Raw genomic sequence first — 15,544 nt, forward strand, 5'->3', positions numbered from 1 at the left:
AAATGAAGCAAGCAATTTTATATGTCGGTCACGGCAGCCGGATAAAAAAGGCGCAGCAAGAAGCCGCAGCCTTTTTGGAAGGATGCAAGGCGCACGTCTCTGCGCCTGTACAGGAAATCAGCTTTTTAGAGCTTCAGGAGCCGACAATTGAGACAGGGTTTGAAGCATGTGTGAAGAAAGGCGCCACTCATATCGCAGTGGTGCCTCTGCTTCTTTTAACAGCTGCACATGCAAAACATGATATTCCCGAAGAAATTGCGCGTGCTGCATCCCGATATCCTTCGGTCCGCGTTTCATACGGAAAGCCGATCGGGATTGACGAAGAAGTAGTCAAAGCTGTATATCATCGAATGAAAGACATAAGTGTTCCGTATGAAAATGCCAGAGTCGTGCTCATCGGGAGGGGGAGTTCAGATCCCGATGTAAAAAGAGACGTAACCGGTATTGCCAATCTCCTTCAAAATATGATTCCGGTGAAGGAAGTCATCCCGTGCTTTTTGACAGCATGCGGCCCGAATTACAAAGAGGTTTTTTCAGAACTTAAAAAAGATGACGGCGTGACAACCTTTGTCGTTCCATATTTGCTTTTTACCGGCATGCTGATGAATGAAATCGAACGAGAGGTTCAGACATTAAAGGCTGATAATCCGAATGTCTACCTTTCTTCCTATATCGGTTTCCACCCTCATGTGAAAAACGCATTTTTGAACCGTGTAAGAGAAACTGCCGAAAATCCCGAGGGACAATTTGATTTTGACGGAGGTTCATATGCTCCCGCTGCACATTAGCCTGGAAAAGAAAAAGGTTGTCATTGCGGGCGGCGGCAGCATCGCTCTCAGAAGGCTCAAAACGGTGCTTTCTGAGGGAGCTGATATTACGCTTGTCAGTCCGGATGTTGAACCGGAAATCAAGCAGATGGCAGACAATCGCCGCATCAGATGGGTCAGCCGCACGATTGGAAAAGAAGATTATCTCGATGCTTTTTTGATTATTGCCGCGACGGATAATGCGGCAGTGAACAAAGAAATTGCTCAAACCGCTTCGCCTTTTCAGCTTGTCAATTGTGTCAGTGAAGCTGAGCTTGGCAACGTGTACATACCGAAAATCGTAAAAAGAGGGCATGTCACGGTGTCAGTTTCTACAAACGGAGCCAGTCCAAAGCACACAAAGGAGCTGGCAGAAAAAGTGGATGAGCTGATTGACAGCGATTTTGTCACTGAAGTTGACAGGCTTTATCAGGTAAGAAGAAAGAAATAAGCCAGAGCACACAATGCCCTGGCTTTTTCTTTATGATGCTCAGTTTTTTTTCAGCTTGATGACAGTATCTGCATCAGGTGTGACAAAGACGGTATGCTGGCTGTCATAGGTGACGAAGCCGGGCTTCGCGCCGTTCGGTTTTTTGACATGCCTGATTTTTGTATAATCTACAGGCACTGAACTTGAATCTTTGGCTTTTGAAAAATAAGCTGCAATTGTCGCGGCTTCAATAATTGTTTGCTCATCCGGTTCGCTGCTTCTGATTACAACGTGGGAGCCTGGAATATCCTTCGTGTGAAGCCAAATATCGTCTCTGGCTGCCGCTTTTGTTGTTAAATATTCATTTTGGCGGTTGTTTTTCCCCACTAAAATCGCCAGGCCTGAAGAGGATTCATATGTTTCTAAAACCGGGTTATGCGGTTTTTGTTTTTTCTGTCCTTTTTGCTGCTTAGGGCGTAAATATTTGCCCTCCACAAGCTCCTCCCTGATTTCGCTGATATCTCGAGGAGAAGCGGACGAAAGCTGCTGAATCAGCTGATCAAAGTATTCGATCTCTTCCTGCGCCAGCCTGATTTGCTCCTGGACAACTGCGACCGAATTTTTCGCTTTCTGATACTTCGTGAAGTAGGCCTGAGCGTTTTCAGAAGGCGTTTTGTTCGGGTTTAAAGGAATCGTGATTGTCGGGCTTTCTTCATCGTAATAGTTGATGACCTCAGCCTGTTTATCACCTTTTTTCAGCATATATAAATTAGCAGTTAAAAGCTCCCCGTAAAGCTGAAATTCCTTCGCGTTTTCCGAATACTCCAGTGTTTTCTCTAATTTTTTGATCTTGTTTGCATTTTTCTTCCGTTCATTGACAACAAATCGTTCAAGATCCTGGGCCTGCTGTTTGACCCGGTCTCGTTCAGCTTTTCCGAAGTAAAAACGGTCGAGCAGCTCGCTTAATGAATCAAAACGGCGCGCTTCGCCTTTTAGATGAGTCAGCTCCAGCAGGTAAAAATATTCCTTTCCGTTTACGGTTGTAATGTTGGGAATAAAGCTGTGCTCTTTTACTTCGGCAAAAAGCTCCAGCAATGCTTTTGGCAGTGTGACTTTGTTGGCTAGACCCGCTCTGTGAACCGCTTCTTTGGCAAAGAGCGGAGACACACCTGAAAAGTGTTCAACAATTTGTTTATCCAGCCGTCCTTCTTGAAAACTGAGATGACGTAAAATATCGTCTTCTGTCGCCTCAAGCGGCGAGATTTTGTTCTGGGCTGGCGGAAGCTTATAATCTTGGCCAGGCAGTACTGTACGGTAGCTGTTCATTGACGGCGATAAATGCTTAAGCCCGTCGATGATCACATTTTCTGCTCCGTCTGTCAAAATGATATTACTGTGGCGTCCCATAATTTCTACATAAAGCTTTCGGACGGTTTCATCGCCAATTTCGTTCCGGCTTTTGATATGAAAAATCATAATGCGGTCTAAGCCCGCTTGTTCAATTTTTTCAATAAATCCGCCTTCGATATGCTTTCTCAGCAGCATGCAAAACATTGGCGGTTCGCTTGGGTTTTCATAAGCTTGCGTCGTGATGTGCACCCGTGAATAGCTCGGGTGTGCCGATAATAATAGTTTTTGGTTTTTTCCATTGGCGCGGATGTGAAAAATCACATCGTGCTTATATGGCTGATGGATTTTCGTAATTCGTCCGCCCGTCATTTTCTCGTTAAGTTCGTGTGTCATTCCGTATGTAAACATGCCATCAAACGACATATGCAATACACCCTCTCATTCTTCCTGCATTCGATAATTATAGCATGAAATGGGACGAGTCAGAATAAGCATGCTTATAGAGTGATATCTCTATAAGAGAGCAGGGGAGTGGACGAGCGGAATGAAGTTTCATGAAATGGGACAAACAGATTTACTAGAGGCAACCAATACGTCCATGAAACAAGGATTAACAGAAAAAGAGGTGAAAAAACGCCTCGATAAGCATGGACCAAACGAGCTGCAAGAAGGAAAAAAAACATCAGCGCTTCTCTTGTTTTTCGCGCAGTTCAAAGATTTTATGGTGCTTGTGCTTTTGGCGGCAACGTTAATCTCAGGATTTCTTGGTGAATACGTAGACGCGGTTGCGATTATTGCGATTGTGTTTGTGAATGGCATACTCGGTTTCTTTCAAGAAAGGCGGGCTGAGCAATCTCTTCAGGCTTTAAAAGAGCTTTCAACACCGCATGTCATGGCGCTCAGGGAAGGAAGCTGGACAAAGATTCCTTCTAAGGAACTTGTGCCGGGCGATATTGTGAAATTTACGAGCGGTGACAGGATTGGAGCAGACGTTCGAATTGTCGAAGCAAGAAGCCTTGAAATAGAAGAATCAGCGCTGACTGGGGAATCCATCCCGGTTGTGAAGCATGCCGATAAATTGAAAAAACCGGATGTTTCGCTCGGCGATATTACGAATATGGCATTTATGGGAACGATTGTGACCCGTGGCAGCGGTGTCGGGGTTGTCGTCGGCACCGGAATGAATACGGCAATGGGCAAAATTGCCGACATGCTTGAATCGGCAGGGACACTGTCAACCCCGCTGCAAAGAAGACTGGAGCAGCTCGGGAAGATTTTAATTGTTGTTGCATTGCTTCTGACGGTACTTGTCGTTGCTGTCGGTGTCATCCAGGGTCATGATCTGTACAGCATGTTTTTAGCGGGTGTGTCGTTAGCAGTAGCCGCGATTCCGGAGGGGCTCCCGGCGATTGTAACTGTGGCGCTGTCGCTTGGCGTACAGCGAATGATTAAGCAAAAATCAATCGTAAGAAAGCTCCCTGCGGTTGAAACGCTTGGGTGTGCGTCTATCATTTGTTCGGATAAAACAGGGACAATGACGCAAAACAAAATGACGGTGACACATGTCTGGTCCGGAGGGAAAACATGGAGAGTGACGGGGGCAGGCTATGAACCGAAAGGAAGCTTCACACTGAACGAAAAAGAGGTCAGTGTGAATGAGCATATACCGCTTCAGCAGATGCTCCTGTTCGGAGCGCTTTGTAACAACTCCAATATTGAGAAAAGAGACGGTGAATATGTGCTTGACGGAGATCCAACAGAGGGAGCGCTGCTCACCGCGGCAAGAAAAGGCGGTTTTTCCAAGGAATTTGTTGACTCTCATTACCGGGTGATTGAAGAGTTTCCGTTTGATTCAGCACGGAAAATGATGACTGTCATTGTAGAGGATCAGGACAGAAAGCGGTATATCATTACAAAAGGTGCACCAGATGTACTGATGCAACGCTCTTCCCGTATTTTTTATGACGGCTCAGCAGCTCTTTTCTCAAATGAGAGAAAAGCAGAAACAGAGGCGGTATTAAGACATCTGGCATCCCAGGCGCTCAGAACGATAGCGGTCGCCTACAGGCCGATAAAAGCAGGTGAAACACCGTCTATGGAGCAGGCTGAGAAAGATCTGACGATGCTCGGTCTTTCGGGCATTATTGATCCGCCGCGGCCGGAAGTCAGACAGGCGATTAAAGAATGCCGTGAAGCAGGAATTAAGACCGTTATGATTACAGGCGATCATGTGGAGACAGCTAAAGCGATAGCGAAAGACTTGCGCCTCCTTCCGAAAAACGGCAAAATCATGGACGGCAAGATGCTGAATGAACTTTCTCAAGAAGAACTTTCTAATGTGGTGGAGGATGTGTATGTATTTGCCCGCGTTTCTCCTGAGCATAAACTGAAAATCGTAAAAGCCTATCAGGAAAACGGGCATATTGTGGCGATGACGGGAGACGGCGTCAATGACGCCCCAGCCATTAAACAAGCTGACATCGGAGTCGCTATGGGTATTACAGGGACAGATGTGGCCAAAGAAGCGTCATCCCTTGTTCTCGTGGATGATAATTTTGCAACGATCAAATCTGCGATAAAAGAGGGCAGAAACATCTATGAAAATATCAGAAAGTTTATCAGATATCTGTTGGCTTCTAACGTCGGAGAAATTCTTGTCATGCTGTTTGCGATGCTGCTTGCCCTTCCTTTGCCGCTCGTGCCGATTCAGATTTTGTGGGTCAACTTGGTGACGGACGGATTGCCGGCAATGGCTCTCGGCATGGATCAGCCGGAAGGAGACGTGATGAAACGGAAGCCCCGTCATCCGAAAGAAGGGGTGTTTGCCCGCAAGCTTGGATGGAAGGTCGTCTCCAGAGGTTTTTTGATCGGAGCTGCCACTATTTTAGCGTTTATCATTGTGTATCACCGGAATCCGGAGAATTTGGCTTATGCCCAGACGATTGCGTTTGCCACTTTGGTGCTGGCTCAGCTTATTCACGTTTTTGACTGTCGCAGCGAGACCTCTGTTTTTTCCAGAAATCCGTTTCAAAATCTATACTTACTCGGCGCAGTATTGTCATCAATTTTGCTGATGCTTGTTGTGATCTACTATCCGCCGCTTCAGCCAATTTTCCATACCGTTGCCATCACGCCTGGAGACTGGATGCTCGTCATCGGCATGTCCGCCATCCCTACTTTTTTGCTGGCTGGGTCACTTTTGACAAGAAAAAAATAAATTCATATGATATAATCTTAGGGGTAATAGCATGTCTATTGCCCTTTTATTATGAGAACAGGGAAGAATTGGGTGTTTTAAAATGATACGAAGTATGACAGGCTTCGGCAGTGCAAGCAAAACACAAGATGATCTCTCTGTAAGCGTTGAACTTAAATCTGTGAACTACAGGTTTAAAGAAGTGAACGCTCGTTTGCCAAGGCCTTTGCTATATTTTGAAGATAAGCTGAAACAGACCATTCTGCAGCATATCCAGCGCGGAAGAATTGAGCTTTTCGTATCAGTTGACAGCGATATGCTTGTAGAGAAAAGGCTTGAAATTGATTGGCCGCTGCTTGATGAGTTTGTCGCAGCTGCGGGAAATATGAAGAAGCGGTATCAATTGTCTGCAGAGCCTGATGTAATGGATTTCTTTAAGCTTGACCATGTCGTCCAGATTCATGAAGAACAAACGCAAAATGACAAGCTGGAGGCGTTAATCACCGCTGCTGCAGAGGAAGCGGTAAAAGGTCTCTGTAAAATGCGTGAAAAAGAGGGGCTGCTTTTAGCGAAAGACTGCCTGAAGCATATTGATCAGCTTGAAGAGCTGGTGAAAGAAACTGAATTGCTGGCAGCGGATGTCGTATCTCGTTATCGGGAACGGCTGTACGCCAGAATAAAAGAATGGACTGAAGATGTATTAGACGAGAGCCGGCTTGTAACAGAATGTGCAATTTTTGCAGACCGCTCTGATATTACTGAAGAGATTACCAGGCTGAAGAGCCACTTCGCCCAGTTTCGTGATATATTAGCTGGTGGCGGAGCTGTCGGGCGCAAACTCGACTTTCTCGTTCAGGAGCTGAATCGGGAAGCAAATACAATTGGCTCAAAAGCAAATGATCATCAGATCACAAAGCTTGTCGTCGAAATGAAAAGTTCTATTGAAAAAATAAAAGAACAAGTGCAAAATATAGAATAGTGACTGTGCGTATTGTTTACAGACGGTCTTACTAGGCTAAACTAGAGACGTCTATTTTACAGGGGGAACGTAGAAGATGACGATTAAACTGATTAATATCGGATTTGGCAATATTATCTCCGCTAATCGGATGATTTCGATTGTCAGCCCGGAGTCTGCGCCAATCAAACGGATGATTCAGGATGCAAGAGACCGCGGAATGCTAATTGACGCTACATACGGACGAAGAACCCGTGCAGTTGTCGTCATGGATAGTGATCACATTATCTTATCTGCCGTCCAGCCTGAGACAGTTGCACACAGACTTTCTGTTAAAGAAGAAATTATGGATGAAGGGCAGGGATAATTGCCGCATGAAAGAAAGAGGGTTATTAATCGTTCTCTCAGGTCCCTCAGGAGTTGGTAAAGGAACGGTTCGGCAAGCGATTTTTTCGCAGGAAGACACAAAATTTGAATATTCGATTTCAGTAACCACAAGAAGTCCGCGAGAGGGCGAAGTGAACGGAGTCGATTATTTCTTCAAAACGAGAGAAGAATTCGAGCAAATGATTGCAGACAACAAGCTGCTTGAATGGGCAGAGTATGTCGGCAATTATTACGGCACGCCTGTCGATTATGTTGAACAGACGCTTCAAGATGGAAAAGACGTCTTTTTAGAAATCGAAGTTCAAGGCGCTCTTCAAGTGAGAAATGCTTTCCCGGAAGGCTTGTTTATTTTCCTTGCGCCTCCAAGCCTTTCTGAACTGAAGAACAGAATTGTGACAAGAGGAACGGAAACAGACGCTCTGATTGAAAATCGAATGAAAGCCGCAAAAGCTGAGATCGAAATGATGGATGCTTATGATTATGTCGTTGAAAACGATAATGTCGAAACGGCTTGCGATAAAATCAAAGCAATCGTTCTCGCTGAACATTTGAAGCGCGAGCGCGTTGCGCCTAGATATAAGAAAATGCTGGAGGTTGAATAACCAATGTTAGATCCATCAATTGACTCTTTAATGAATAAATTAGATTCCAAATACACGCTCGTGACTGTTTCTGCGAGACGTGCCCGAGAAATGCAAATCAAAAAAGACCAAATGATTGAACATACGATTTCACACAAATATGTAGGCAAAGCTTTAGAAGAAATTGATGCAGGCCTGCTTTCGTTTGAAAAGGAAGACCGCGAATAGTAGCACAAGTAGCAACCTATATCATGTAGGTTGTTATTTTTTTCCGTGCGGTTTTTGTAAAGTGCAGAGGGGGAGAAGTCATTGCTTAACAATCGAAATGTGTTACTTTGCGTGAGCGGGGGCATCGCTGTTTATAAAGCCTGTGCGTTAACGAGCAAGCTGGTTCAGGCAGGAGCAAATGTCAAAGTGATTATGACTGAATCAGCTTGCCGATTCGTTTCACCGCTGACATTTCAGGCATTGAGCCGCCACGAAGTCTATACAGATACATTTAAAGAACAAAATCCAAGCGTCATTTCTCATATTGATGCCGCAGACTGGGCCGAATTGGTTATCGTGGCGCCGGCTACGGCTAATGTGATTGGAAAACTGGCAAACGGTATCGCTGATGATATGCTGACGACAACATTGTTAGCAGCAACGGCTCCCGTGTGGATCGCGCCGGCGATGAATGTTCACATGTATGACCATCCGGCAGTTAAACGAAATATCTCTGTTCTTTATCAGGATGGCTATCGTTTTATTGAGCCGAGCGAGGGTTATTTAGCATGCGGTTACGTAGGAAAAGGCAGATTGGAAGAGCCTGAAAATATCGTGAAGCTAGCCGAAAAGCATTTTGCTGAAGAAAAAATCGCTCCTTTAGAAGGCAAACATGTGGTCATTACAGCTGGCCCGACACGGGAAGCGATTGATCCTGTTCGATTTTTCACCAATAAATCAACGGGCAAGATGGGATACGCATTAGCGGAGGCGGCTGTCCAGCTCGGCGCACGGGTAACTTTAATCTCTGGCCCTGTTTCGCTGGATCAGCCGAAAGGCCTTGCTCAGTTTATCCCTGTTCAATCGGCTGCGGATATGCGCGAAGCGGTGCTCTCCGTGTATGACTCGAGTGATATTGTCATCAAAACAGCTGCGGTAGCCGATTTTACGCCGAAAACAGTATTTGACCATAAAATGAAAAAACAAGACGGCGGTATGACCTTGGAACTGGAAAGAACGGTCGATATTTTAAAAGAATTAGGCGAGAGAAAGAAGCAGCAGCTGTTGATCGGATTTGCAGCTGAAACACAAGACGTTGAACACTATGCCCGTAAAAAGCTCGCTGCCAAAAATCTTGATATGATAGTGGCAAATGATGTGAAAGCAAATGGGGCCGGTTTTGGTGCTGATACGAATATCGTAACAATTTTTTTCAAAGACGGGCGCAAACGCAAGCTTCCGATCATGTCGAAGCTTGATGTTTCTTTTGAAATCCTTCAGGAAATCGCAGCCCTCTCAAAACAAACCGGAGAGCGCTCATGAATTTTGCCGAAGTCATCGTTGATGTCAGCACCAAAAATATAGACAGGCCTTTTGATTACAAAATCCCAGACCATCTCAAAGGCATGATCAAAACGGGCATGCGAGTCATTGTCCCGTTTGGTCCCCGTAAAATTCAAGGGTTTGTGACAGCTGTGAAAGAAGCATCTGATCTCTCGGGGAAATCTGTCAAGGAGGTAGAGGATTTATTAGATCTTACACCTGTTTTGACAGAGGAGCTTATGAATTTGTCATCATGGCTGTCCGACAAAACGCTGTCTTTTAAAATAACGGCGCTTCAAGCGATGCTGCCTGCCGCATTAAAGGCGAAATATGAAAAAGAATTAAAGATCGCACACGGTGCCGATCTACCACCGCAAGTGGAACGGCTGTTTTCTGAAACAAAGACTCTTCTGTATTCGGATATACCCGATCACGATACGCTGAAACTGATTCAAAAGCATGTTCAAAAAGGCAGCATTGATGTGACGTATAAAGTTGCGCAAAAAACCAATAAAAAAATGGTCAGGCATATTCAGGCAAATGCCAGTAAAGAAGAGCTTAGCAAGCAGGCTGAGGGATTATCTCGCCAAGCAGCCAAGCAGCAGGCGATTCTTCACTTTTTCACCGCTGAGCCGGAAGGGGTGAAAATCCCTGCAGCGGATTTGTGCAAAAAAACGGACGCGAGCTCTGCGACCATCAAAACCCTTATCCAAAAGGGGCTTTTGAAGGAAAGCTATGAAGAGGTTTACAGAGATCCCTATCAGGACAAAATGTTCAAAAAAACAGAGCCGCTCCCGCTGACAGACGAACAGAGCGCTGCCTTTCAGCCAATACGCCAGACGTTGGACAACGATGAACATAAAGTGTTCCTTCTTCACGGCGTAACAGGCAGCGGAAAAACAGAAATTTATCTGCAATCAATTGAGAAAGTACTGGCGAAAGGAAAAGAAGCCATCGTCCTCGTGCCGGAAATCTCGCTGACGCCACAGATGGTCAATCGCTTCAAGGGCCGTTTCGGCTCTCAGGTGGCAGTCATGCACAGCGGATTATCCACAGGGGAAAAATATGATGAGTGGCGTAAAATCCACCGGAAGGAAGTACGGCTTGTCGTCGGCGCCAGATCGGCTATTTTTGCACCGTTTGAAAATCTCGGAATGATTATCATCGATGAAGAGCATGAGTCCTCTTATAAACAAGAAGAAATGCCGCGCTATCATGCGAAAGAGGTGGCGATCAAGCGGGCTGAGCATCACAGCTGTCCTGTTGTGCTGGGCAGCGCTACGCCGACATTAGAGTCATATGCACGGGCGCAAAAGGGTGTGTACGAGCTTCTTTCGCTGAAGCACCGCGTTAATCATCAGGTGATGCCTGAGGTTTCGCTTGTTGATATGAGAGAGGAGCTCAGAAGCGGCAATCGCTCAATGTTTTCAGTTGAATTGATGGAAAAGCTTGAAGAAACGATTGCCAAGGGCGAGCAGGCTGTGCTGTTTTTAAATAAAAGGGGCTATTCTTCCTTTGTGATGTGCAGGGATTGCGGATATGTCCCGCAATGCCCGCACTGCGACATTTCCATGACGTATCATCGTTATGGCCAAAGGCTGAAATGCCATTATTGCGGACATGAAGAGCCTGTCCCGCATACTTGTCCAGAATGTGCAAGCGAGCATATCCGCTTTTTCGGGACGGGGACACAGCGTGTGGAGGAAGAGCTGACAAAAGTGCTGCCAAATGCGAGAGTGATTCGAATGGATGTTGATACGACTTCAAGGAAAGGCGCCCATGAAAAATTATTGTCAGCTTTCGGAGAAGGAAAAGCGGATATTCTTCTCGGAACGCAAATGATTGCGAAAGGGCTTGATTTTCCGAATGTCACACTTGTCGGAGTGTTAAGTGCTGATACAACACTCCATATTCCTGATTTCAGATCGGCCGAAAAAACATTTCAGCTGTTAACGCAAGTCAGCGGCCGGGCAGGCAGGCATGAAAAACCCGGCCATGTCATCATTCAAACGTACACACCGTCCCATTACAGCATCCAGCTGACGAAGACGCACGATTATGAAACGTTCTATCAGCATGAAATGGCTCACAGGAGAGAGCAATCCTATCCGCCTTATTACTATTTGGCTCTTGTGACTGTTTCTCATGAAGAAGTAACGAAAGCAGCTGTTACGGCTGAAAAAATCGCTCACTTTTTGAAAGCAAACTGCGGAGCTGACACGAAAATTCTTGGGCCAAGCGCGTCGCCTATAGCCAGGATCAAAGATAGATATCGCTATCAATGCGTGATAAAATACAAACAGGAAACCCAGTTATCCGCTTTATTGAAGAAGATACTGGAACATTATAAACGAGAAATTGAACAAAAGCATGTAATGATTTCAATTGATATGAATCCTTATATGATGATGTAAGATCTCACGTCTTGGAGGGTAACAAATTGGCAGTAAAAAAGATCGTCACACATCCAGCGGAGGTTTTGGAAACACCGACGGAAAGCGTGACTGTTTTTGATAAAAAGCTAAAAAAACTGTTGGATGATATGTACGACACCATGCTTGAAATGGATGGTGTCGGACTGGCAGCGCCGCAAATCGGCATCTTAAAAAGAGTGGCTGTCGTAGATATCGGGGATGACAGCGGCAGAATTGATCTCGTTAATCCCGAGATTTTAGAGAAAAGCGGTGAGCAAACCGGAATTGAAGGATGCCTGAGCTTTCCTGGCGTCTATGGTGATGTCACACGTGCTGATTATGTCAAAGTACGTGCGTTTAACCGTCAGGGAAAACCGTTCATTCTGGAAGCGCGAGGCTTTTTAGCGAGAGCCGTGCAGCACGAAATGGACCACTTAGACGGTGTGTTGTTTACATCTAAAATCAGTAAATACTATACAGAAGATGAACTAGCGGATATGGAAGGATGATTTGATGACGAGAATCGTATTTATGGGGACGCCGGATTTTTCAGTTCCTGTTTTAAGAACCCTGATAGAGGATGGTTATGAAGTAGTGGGGGTCGTCACACAGCCGGACCGTCCGAAGGGCAGAAAAAAAGTGCTGACTCCTCCTCCGGTAAAAGAAGAGGCAATGCGTAACGGCATCCCGGTTCTTCAGCCGGAAAAAGTAAGATTGAAAGAAGAAATTGAGAAAGTGCTGGCATTAAAGCCTGACCTTATTGTAACAGCAGCATTTGGACAAATTTTGCCTAAGGAGCTTCTCGACAGCCCGAAATACGGCTGCATTAATGTTCACGCGTCTCTTTTGCCGGAATTGCGCGGCGGTGCTCCGATCCATTACTCCATTCTGCAGGGAAAGAAAAAAACCGGGGTTACTATTATGTATATGGTAGAAAAATTGGATGCCGGCGATATGATCTCAAAAGTGGAAGTGGACATTGAAGAAACCGACAATGTCGGAACGCTGCATGATAAATTAAGCGTAGCTGGCGCGAAGCTATTATCTGAAACGGTTCCAAACGTCATTGCCGGCAGCATATCACCTGAAAAGCAGGATGAAGAGAAAGCGACATATGCGCCTAACATCAAAAGAGAGCAAGAGCTGCTCGACTGGTCAAGAACGGGTGAAGAGCTTTACAACCAGGTCCGCGGGTTAAATCCTTGGCCTGTTGCCTATACGACTCTAAATGGCCAAAACTTAAAAGTGTGGGCGTCGAAAAAAACACCCGCACCAACAAAAGCTGAGCCCGGCACAGTCGTTGCGGTTGAAAAGGAAGGGATTATCGTTGCCACAGGTAACGATACGGCCCTGTTATTAACCGAACTTCAGCCAGCCGGCAAAAAACGCATGAAAGGCGAGGATTTTGTGCGCGGCGCTCATGTTGAAGCTGGTGAAAAGTTAGGAGTAAACAATGAAAAAAAATAGTGTTCGTGATATCGCCCTTGAGGCGCTGATCAAACTAGAACAAAACCAGGCATACAGCAACCTGCTACTGAAATCGGTCATTAAATCAAATGAACTGAGTGATCAGGACAGAGGGCTTTTGACTGAACTTGTCTACGGGACATTGCAAAACAAAATCGCGCTTGATTATATGCTCAAACCGTTTATTAATAAGCCTCAAAAAGTAAAGCCGTGGGTGATTCAGCTTCTTCGCCTATCCTTATATCAAATGGAGTATCTGGAGAAAATTCCAGACAGGGCTGCTATTCATGAAGCGGTCGAGATTGCTAAAATCCGCGGACACAAGGGCATTGCTTCATTTGTCAACGGTGTGCTTCGTTCCATACAGCGCGAAGGTGTTCCAACCTTTGACGCCATCGAAGATCCTGTCCGCCGGTTGGCGACAGAGACAAGTCATCCGGAATGGCTCGTAAAAGAGTGGACGGATGCGTATGGATTTGATGCGGCTGAAAAGATTTGCCGCATCCATCTCATTCCGCCGAGGCAGACACTGCGTGTCAATCAAATGAAAGCAGATAGAGCGGATTTGCTTGATCAAATGGCTGCTGAGGGAATCGAAGTTGAAAATGGCGACCTCGCAGAAGACGCGGTGAAGCTCTTGAAGGGGTCAATCGCTGGAACTCATTTCTTCCAAACCGGTGAAGTTTCCATTCAGGATGAGAGCTCCATGCTCGTCGCCCGTGCCCTTGATCCTAAGCCCGGTGAAACGGTGCTTGACGCGTGTGCTGCGCCCGGCGGAAAGTCAGCTCATATCGGAGAATTAATGGAGAACAAGGGAAGCGTTACATCGCTTGATCTTCACAAACATAAAGTGAAGCTGATTAAAGAAGCGGCAGACCGGCTTGGCCTTACAATCATTGACGCGAAAACAATGGATGCGAGAAAAGCAGGAGAAACGTTTGAAAATGGACAATTTGACCGGATATTGGTCGATGCCCCGTGCTCAGGTTTTGGCGTGATCCGAAGAAAGCCGGACATGAAATACACGAAAAAGCCTGACGACAGCGCACGGCTTGCTGAAATCCAGCTGTCGATCTTGAGGGAAATCGCACCATTAGTAAAAAAAGGTGGCACTCTTGTCTACAGTACGTGTACAATGGACCGGACAGAAAATGATGAAGTAATACATGCGTTTATACAAGAACATCCTGATTTTGAACCCGATTTGTCTCTTGAAAAGCGGCTGCCCGAAAAGGTGAGACCCTTTGTTCGGGATGGAAGGCTGCAAATCCTTCCTCATTATTTCGGAACAGATGGTTTCTTTATTTGCAGCATGAGAAAGAAGGGATAACAATGGCAGAACTGAAAAAAACAAAAGCAAGAAAAGAATTGCGGACAGAGCGTCCGTCTATTTATTCTTTTGAATTAGATGAAATCAAACAATGGCTGACAGACAACGGAGAGAAACCGTTCCGCGCGGCACAGATCTTTGAATGGCTATATGAAAAACGCGTATCTTCTTTTGAAGAAATGACAAACCTGTCAAAGGATCTGCGTGAGAAATTAAGCACTCATTTTGTGTTAACAACGCTGAAAACGGCTGTTAAGCAAACCTCCCAAGACGGTACGATGAAGTTTTTGTTCGAGCTTCATGACGGTTATACAATCGAAACCGTTTTAATGAGACACGAGTATGGCAATTCTGTATGTGTAACGACACAAGTCGGCTGCCGTATTGGCTGTACATTCTGCGCGTCAACGCTCGGGGGTTTGAAACGAAACCTTGAAGCGGGTGAAATTGTCGCTCAAGTACTCAAAGTTCAAAAAGCTCTGGATGAAACGGATGAACGCGTCAGCTCTGTCGTGATCATGGGAATCGGTGAACCTTTTGATAACTTTAATGAAATGCTCGCTTTCTTGAAAATCATTAACCATGACAAGGGCCTGAATATTGGCGCTCGCCATATTACGGTTTCTACAAGTGGAATCATCCCGAAAATTTACGAATTCGCTGATCAGCAAATGCAGATTAACTTTGCGATTTCTCTGCACGCCCCGAATACAGAAATCAGAAGCCGTTTGATGCCGATTAACAGAGCATACAAGCTGCCTGAGTTAATGGAAGCCGTTAAATATTATATTAACAAAACGGGACGCCGTATCAGTTTTGAATACGGGCTGTTCGGAGGCGTAAACGACCAGGTTGAGCACGCTGAAGAGCTTGCTGACTTATTGGAAGGAATTAAATGCCACGTGAACTTGATTCCGGTAAACTACGTGCCTGAACGGGACTATGTGCGTACACCGCGTGATCAGATTTTTGCTTTTGAGAAAACGCTGAAATCCCGCGGAGTAAATGTCACAATCCGAAGAGAGCAAGGCCATGACATTGACGCAGCCTGCGGTCAGCTTCGCGCGAAGGAGCGTCAAGACGAGACGAGGTGAT

14 protein-coding genes are annotated in these 15,544 nt (G+C 45.7%); 13 read left to right on the forward strand and 1 reads right to left on the reverse strand.

Features of this window, described 5'->3' with window-relative positions:
* Nucleotides 1-2 precede the first annotated feature (2 nt).
* Nucleotides 3-788, forward strand: coding sequence for a sirohydrochlorin chelatase (sirB, locus tag GYO_RS30765; RefSeq protein ID WP_014113743.1), 786 nt, complete (start codon nt 3-5; stop codon nt 786-788).
* On the forward strand, nt 769-1,257 hold the full coding sequence (sirC, locus tag GYO_RS30770) for a precorrin-2 dehydrogenase (protein WP_014113744.1): 489 nt from the start codon (nt 769-771) through the stop codon (nt 1,255-1,257). The genes sirB and sirC overlap by 20 nt, the downstream gene beginning before the upstream one ends.
* A gap of 39 nt (nt 1,258-1,296) precedes the next feature.
* On the opposite strand, the gene rqcH is transcribed toward sirC, so the two are convergent.
* Nucleotides 1,297-3,009 (reverse strand): tRNA modification protein RqcH, encoded by a 1,713-nt coding sequence (gene rqcH, locus GYO_RS30775; protein WP_014113745.1) that lies wholly within the window; start codon nt 3,007-3,009, stop codon nt 1,297-1,299.
* A 121-nt stretch (nt 3,010-3,130) separates the two neighbouring features.
* On the opposite strand from rqcH, the gene GYO_RS30780 reads away from it, so the two are divergent.
* The 11 genes from GYO_RS30780 (at nt 3,131) to rlmN (ending at nt 15,543) form a co-directional block, all read left to right on the forward strand.
* Complete coding sequence (locus GYO_RS30780; RefSeq protein ID WP_014113746.1) at nt 3,131-5,803, forward strand: calcium-translocating P-type ATPase, SERCA-type; 2,673 nt, start codon at nt 3,131-3,133, stop codon at nt 5,801-5,803.
* 82 nt (nt 5,804-5,885) lie between these two features.
* The gene (locus tag GYO_RS30785) at nt 5,886-6,761 is read left to right on the forward strand and encodes a YicC/YloC family endoribonuclease (protein ID WP_041520948.1); all 876 of its coding nucleotides are present in this window, start codon (nt 5,886-5,888) and stop codon (nt 6,759-6,761) included.
* Between the two features lie 76 nt (nt 6,762-6,837).
* Nucleotides 6,838-7,107 (forward strand): extracellular matrix/biofilm regulator RemA, encoded by a 270-nt coding sequence (gene remA / locus GYO_RS30790; protein WP_003154355.1) that lies wholly within the window; start codon nt 6,838-6,840, stop codon nt 7,105-7,107.
* A gap of 7 nt (nt 7,108-7,114) precedes the next feature.
* Nucleotides 7,115-7,729 (forward strand): guanylate kinase, encoded by a 615-nt coding sequence (gene gmk, locus GYO_RS30795; RefSeq protein ID WP_014113748.1) that lies wholly within the window; start codon nt 7,115-7,117, stop codon nt 7,727-7,729.
* A gap of 3 nt (nt 7,730-7,732) precedes the next feature.
* Nucleotides 7,733-7,936, forward strand: a complete 204-nt coding sequence (gene rpoZ, locus GYO_RS30800) for a DNA-directed RNA polymerase subunit omega (RefSeq protein WP_003221520.1) — start codon at nt 7,733-7,735, stop codon at nt 7,934-7,936.
* 81 nt (nt 7,937-8,017) lie between these two features.
* Nucleotides 8,018-9,238, forward strand: coding sequence for a bifunctional phosphopantothenoylcysteine decarboxylase/phosphopantothenate--cysteine ligase CoaBC (coaBC, locus tag GYO_RS30805; RefSeq protein WP_014113749.1), 1,221 nt, complete (start codon nt 8,018-8,020; stop codon nt 9,236-9,238).
* Nucleotides 9,235-11,652, forward strand: a complete 2,418-nt coding sequence (gene priA / locus GYO_RS30810; RefSeq protein WP_014113750.1) for a primosomal protein N' — start codon at nt 9,235-9,237, stop codon at nt 11,650-11,652. The genes coaBC and priA overlap by 4 nt, the downstream gene beginning before the upstream one ends.
* A gap of 26 nt (nt 11,653-11,678) precedes the next feature.
* A complete protein-coding gene (def, locus tag GYO_RS30815; RefSeq protein ID WP_014113751.1) occupies nt 11,679-12,161 on the forward strand; it encodes a peptide deformylase in 483 nt (160 codons plus the stop codon).
* A gap of 4 nt (nt 12,162-12,165) precedes the next feature.
* Nucleotides 12,166-13,119 carry a methionyl-tRNA formyltransferase gene (fmt, locus tag GYO_RS30820; protein ID WP_014113752.1) on the forward strand — a complete coding sequence of 318 codons (954 nt, stop codon included), beginning with the start codon at nt 12,166-12,168 and terminating at the stop codon, nt 13,117-13,119.
* Nucleotides 13,106-14,449 (forward strand): 16S rRNA (cytosine(967)-C(5))-methyltransferase RsmB, encoded by a 1,344-nt coding sequence (gene rsmB / locus GYO_RS30825; protein WP_014113753.1) that lies wholly within the window; start codon nt 13,106-13,108, stop codon nt 14,447-14,449. The genes fmt and rsmB overlap by 14 nt, the downstream gene beginning before the upstream one ends.
* 2 nt (nt 14,450-14,451) lie before the next feature.
* A complete protein-coding gene (gene rlmN, locus GYO_RS30830; RefSeq protein ID WP_014113754.1) occupies nt 14,452-15,543 on the forward strand; it encodes a dual-specificity RNA methyltransferase RlmN in 1,092 nt (363 codons plus the stop codon).
* Nucleotide 15,544 lies beyond the last annotated feature (1 nt).

This window comes from Bacillus spizizenii TU-B-10, assembly GCF_000227465.1.
GTDB classification, from domain to species: Bacteria; Bacillota; Bacilli; order Bacillales; family Bacillaceae; genus Bacillus; species Bacillus spizizenii.